The organism is Bacteroides sp. An279, from assembly GCF_002159615.1.
Lineage (GTDB): Bacteria > Bacteroidota > Bacteroidia > Bacteroidales > Bacteroidaceae > Phocaeicola > Phocaeicola intestinalis.
Map to the genome: position 1 here is coordinate 1 of NZ_NFJA01000156.1, position 4,326 is coordinate 4,326.

Here is a 4,326-nt window from a genome sequence, read left to right on the forward strand (position 1 = left end):
ACGAAGAACAGGAGCGAAAAGGACCAAAAAATCGCCCAAAGCACACACGAAAACAGATACATCAAGCCAAGAAAAACTTTTTGGAGAAATTCAAAACAGCTTCTTAGTTTTTGCATAAGAATAATTGAACTAATGAACTTACAGACTCACAAACTAAAAAAACACAAACTCAGATATGATTAATTATGATTTGACAAAAATACGGGCACTGGTATTTGATGTGGACGGAGTGTTGAGTGCCGAAACCATTCCGATGAGCATGGAAGGTGAGCCGATGCGGACGGTGAACATCAAGGACGGATATGCTTTGCAGCTTGCCGTGAAATGTGGGTTGCATGTGGCAATAATTACAGGAGGCCATTCGGAAGCGATACGGAAACGCTACGAAGGGCTGGGGGTGAAAGATATCTATATGGGTGCGTCGGTAAAAACCAACGAATATGCCGACCTGTTGGCAAAATATGAGTTGATGCCGGAGGAAGTATTGTATATGGGTGATGATATTCCCGACTATGATGTGTTGCGTATGGTGGGTTTGCCTTGTTGTCCTGCCGATGCCGCCCCCGAAATCAAGGCGATATGCAAGTATATTTCCCATCGCAAAGGAGGATACGGATGCGGAAGGGATGTGGTTGAACAGGTATTGCGTGCACAGGGCAAATGGATGTCGCACGCGGATGCTTTCGGATGGTAAATGCATGAATATTAAAAATAGAAGAGTGATATGATATTGGAGAATTTACAGAAATACAAAGTGAAGCTTGCTTCCAATTCACCCCGGCGCAGGGAATTGCTTTCAGGCTTGGGCATCGATTATGAAGTGAAGGTGTTGCCAGGCATTAACGAAACATATCCTGAATCGTTGAGAAGTGAAGAAATACCGGTATATATTGCACGTGAGAAAGCCGATGCTTACCGTAAGGATATGGATGCGGACGAATTGATTATCACGGCAGATACCATAGTGTATGTTGATGGTGAAGTGTTGGGAAAGCCGGAAGATGAAGCAGATGCTTGTCGGATGTTGAAGAAGTTGTCGGGACGGACTCATCAGGTTATTACAGGAGTATGCCTGACTACGGCAGAGTTTCAGAAGACATTTGCATCAGTGACAGAAGTAACTTTTGCTTCGTTGAGCGAGGAGGAGATACATTATTATGTTTCCCGTTATCGCCCTTTCGATAAGGCAGGTGCATACGGTGTGCAGGAATGGATAGGTTATGTTGCTGTGGCCAGCATTCAAGGGTCATTTTATAATGTAATGGGGTTACCAGTGCAACGCTTGTATCAGGAATTGAGCAGTCTGTAAGGTATGTGCAATCATAAAAATGAATGTCCGCATTCTGACCGATTACCCTACATGGGTTGCTTGCGGAATTCATTCAAAGCTCAAGTAGGCCTTTTGATGAACATAAGTGAGTTGGCTGTTTCACATAAGTAAACCAGGCGTTTCACATAAGTAAGTCAGCCTTATCACTTATGTTCGTTTTTTCTCAGAAGCTGTTTTGAATTTATCGTGCGATGATTTGGGATGAGTTTTTGAGGCATTTTCGCTTCTGTGATGAGGAAGATAGCGGGCTATCTGACGAAGAACAGGAGCGAAAAAGACCAAAAAATCGCCCAAAGCACACACGAAAACGTATACATCAAGCCAAGAAAAACTTTTTGGAGAAATTCAAAACAGCTTCTCAGTGTTGTCCGTAAATTCCTTATACTCTAGGAGACAGATTTCCTGTCTTTAGTCACCCCGGTAATAGTATAGTAAAGCGTGACGGGCGATGAAATCCAGATTCTTTTGTATCAGGTCTGTGTTTTTCCCTTCTGGAAGTGATGCATCGGGAAGTAAGCCGTTGCGGATGCAGTAGGTGAGCAGGTCGGGAGGGCAGAGGCTTTCTTCTGTCAGCAACCGGAAAGCGTTGGCTTGCGCCAGGCTATGGTCATACATCGGATTGTTTTTGTCGGCTATGTATTCGCAGATGTCTTTTGCCAGGAGGATTCCTTTGGCGGGATTCGTCATCAGAATGAAATTGCGGTGTGCTTTCATTTGCGGCAAAGTGTGGTTGTCGTCATCTTGCCAGTGCAATGTATCGACCAGGAAGCGTCGAAGTTCACCGTATCCGTTCAGGTAAACAATGGAAGTTCCGTCGGTTCCTTCGGTGAAGTCCCGGTAGATTTTCTCATTAGCCGCGGCTATGTGTGGAGGTAATACAGGTTCTTCTGTGAACAATCCTTTTATTGCTTTCCAGTCGGTGTTGTCCGAAAGTATGCTTATCCATTCGTGGAGAAACAGTGCCAAGGGACCTGTTGGCATAATGAACCGGTCGTTAGGTGCTACGTGGTTGATATAAGGATACATCGAAGGTTCGGTCAGGTACGTGTGCCCGAAAAGCCAGGTCAATTTGCGGTCGGCATCGGTTTCACTATCGAAAGAAGCAAAATAATTTTTCAGTACAGGATTTTCAGGTGCTTCTTCGTATGCTTTGTCCAGGATGGAGTAAAAGCTTTGTGCCAGGTTGGTGATACGGGTATCTTCGGGATTAAGGTAGCTGGAAGTTATTCCGGCCTTCTGCCAGGTGTTCCAAATCAGGAAACGCAAATCTTCCTCGTTGATTTCATCGGGATAATAGGAAGCATCGATAGTATAAAATGGAAGCATGGTACCGTATAGTCTTTGGTGCTCGCCGGTAAAGCTTTGCCAGAGTTGCAGGCCGGATATTTGATCTTCAAGATATGCCGAAGCATAGAGCGCCAGCTTTTTGCGGAGAGCTTCGGGCAGTCCTGTCGTAGTGCATGCATGGAACAGGCGGTTGGCAAGTTCCACGAAATAAATGTCGGAAGGCTGTAGGGTTGTATAAGGATGAATTTGCAGCCAGTCGTTTGCGTAAATGTTTTTTTGCTTCATGAGAGTGCTATGTTTTAGTGTTTGGCAAAGAGGGTAATAAGTAAGGAGGTTCCGGCAAGGCAGACACCGGTCAGGGTGACGCCTGTCCATCCGGCATGGTGCCAAAAGGTTCCGGCGAGAAAAGTCCCGAAAGCACCTCCGATGAAATAAGTAGTCATGAAAATAGTGTTGACACGGTTTGCGGCACGTGGAGCCAGCGAAAGGGCACAGGTCTGATTGCTGATTTGTATGCATTGCATGCCAATGTCTATCAGGATGATGCCGGCAATGATGCCTGCGTAACTATTCTGGAAAAGGTAGAGGAGACACCACGATGCAATCATAATGCCACAACCGATGAAATTGAAACGCCTTACTCCGTAGCGGTGTACATATCTCCCGACGAAAGATGCAGTCAAGGCTCCTGCCATGCCGCATAGTCCCAGCATTCCAATGATGTTGTTTCCTGCATAAAAGGGAGCTTGGCTCATCTTGAATGCAAGACAAGCCCACAAGGTAAGAAAACATCCGAAACAAAGTCCGGCACGGAAAGATACCAGGCGGAGTGTGGCATTCTGCCGGATGAGTGTAAAGACCGATTTCATCAATCCCCAATAGCTTCCTTTAAAATTGGAAGGCATGTCGGGTAATGTGCGTATGATGATGAAAATGCAAGCCAGCATCATGCCTGCCGCAATGTAGAAAATGGTCCGCCATCCCCAGTATTCGCCTACAATGCCACTTATCACGCGTGACCCTAGTATACCGGTCAGCAGTCCGCTGATGAGTAGTCCTACATTTTGGGCTTTCTTTTCGGGGCGTGAAAACTGGGCAGCTATTGGGATGAAGATTTGAGGCATGACCGAACAGATACCCGTGATGAGCGAGGCAAGCAAAATAAAATGGATGTTTGTCGCTACCGCTATGCCGAACAGTGATGCTGAAAGCAGCAGAAAATTGACAACGATAATGTTTCGCCGGTTATAGAGGTCGCCAAGTGGAATGATGAACAGCAGTCCTGCCGCATAACCTATCTGGGTGGTCATGGGAATGAGATTGGCGGTAAATTCAGAAATATCCAACTCATCGCTGATACGATTCAACAATGGTTGGTTGTAATAAAGGTTGGCTACCGAGATGCCTGCAATGATGGCTAGTGTCCACAGCAGTGAGGCGGGTAAGCCTTTGTTCTCTTCCAATGTTTGTTTCATGTCAAGGAAATCATTTTTCGTTAAGTGGCGCAAAGTTAAGAAACTATTTTGAGATAGACCGCTATCTTCCTCGTAGTAGAGACGTAAAATTTTGCGTCTTTGCAAGAAATCATCCCTGATTCATGATAAGAAGCTGTTTTGAATTTCTCCAAAAAGTTTTTCTTGGCTTGATGTATCCGTTTTCGTGTGTGCTTTGGGCGATTTTTTGGTCCTTTTCGCTCCTGTTCTTCGTCA

6 protein-coding genes are annotated in these 4,326 nt (G+C 45.4%); 3 read left to right on the top strand and 3 right to left on the bottom strand.

Translation table 11 applies throughout. The annotated features are described in order from the left end of the window. The first annotated feature begins 175 nt into the window (after positions 1-175). The 3 genes from B5F78_RS16015 to B5F78_RS17430 all read left to right on the top strand — a co-directional run bounded on the left by B5F78_RS16015 (position 176) and on the right by B5F78_RS17430 (position 1,704). Entirely contained in the window at positions 176-694 is a 519-nt protein-coding gene (locus tag B5F78_RS16015) for a KdsC family phosphatase (protein WP_087407213.1), read from the top strand. Positions 695-727: 33 nt separating this feature from the next. Further along, positions 728-1,309 (top strand): Maf-like protein, encoded by a 582-nt coding sequence (locus B5F78_RS16020; protein WP_191763679.1) that lies wholly within the window; start codon positions 728-730, stop codon positions 1,307-1,309. A 212-nt stretch (positions 1,310-1,521) separates the two neighbouring features. Beyond that, a complete protein-coding gene (locus tag B5F78_RS17430; RefSeq protein ID WP_162608579.1) occupies positions 1,522-1,704 on the top strand; it encodes a hypothetical protein in 183 nt (60 codons plus the stop codon). A gap of 34 nt (positions 1,705-1,738) precedes the next feature. On the opposite strand, the gene B5F78_RS16025 is transcribed toward B5F78_RS17430, so the two are convergent. From B5F78_RS16025 to B5F78_RS17435, 3 genes are all read right to left on the bottom strand, one after another. Further along, positions 1,739-2,902: a DUF3843 family protein gene (locus tag B5F78_RS16025; protein ID WP_087407214.1), complete on the bottom strand. Its 1,164-nt coding sequence runs from the start codon at positions 2,900-2,902 to the stop codon at positions 1,739-1,741. 14 nt (positions 2,903-2,916) lie between these two features. Next, positions 2,917-4,092, bottom strand: a complete 1,176-nt coding sequence (locus B5F78_RS16030) for an MFS transporter (protein WP_022039412.1) — start codon at positions 4,090-4,092, stop codon at positions 2,917-2,919. A 35-nt stretch (positions 4,093-4,127) separates the two neighbouring features. Next, positions 4,128-4,326, bottom strand: a 199-nt coding sequence (locus B5F78_RS17435; RefSeq protein ID WP_158098160.1) for a hypothetical protein, incomplete at its 5' end; no start/stop codon positions are given.

What these genes read in the sequence shown, in the direction of transcription:
- B5F78_RS16030 (WP_022039412.1), bottom strand. Translation starts at nt 4,092, where the DNA reads ATGAAACAAACATTGGAAGAGAACAAAGGCTTACCCGCCTCACTGCTG.
- B5F78_RS16015 (WP_087407213.1), top strand. Translation starts at nt 176, where the DNA reads ATGATTAATTATGATTTGACAAAAATACGGGCACTGGTATTTGATGTG.
- B5F78_RS17430 (WP_162608579.1), top strand. Translation starts at nt 1,522, where the DNA reads ATGATTTGGGATGAGTTTTTGAGGCATTTTCGCTTCTGTGATGAGGAA.
- B5F78_RS16025 (WP_087407214.1), bottom strand. Translation starts at nt 2,902, where the DNA reads ATGAAGCAAAAAAACATTTACGCAAACGACTGGCTGCAAATTCATCCT.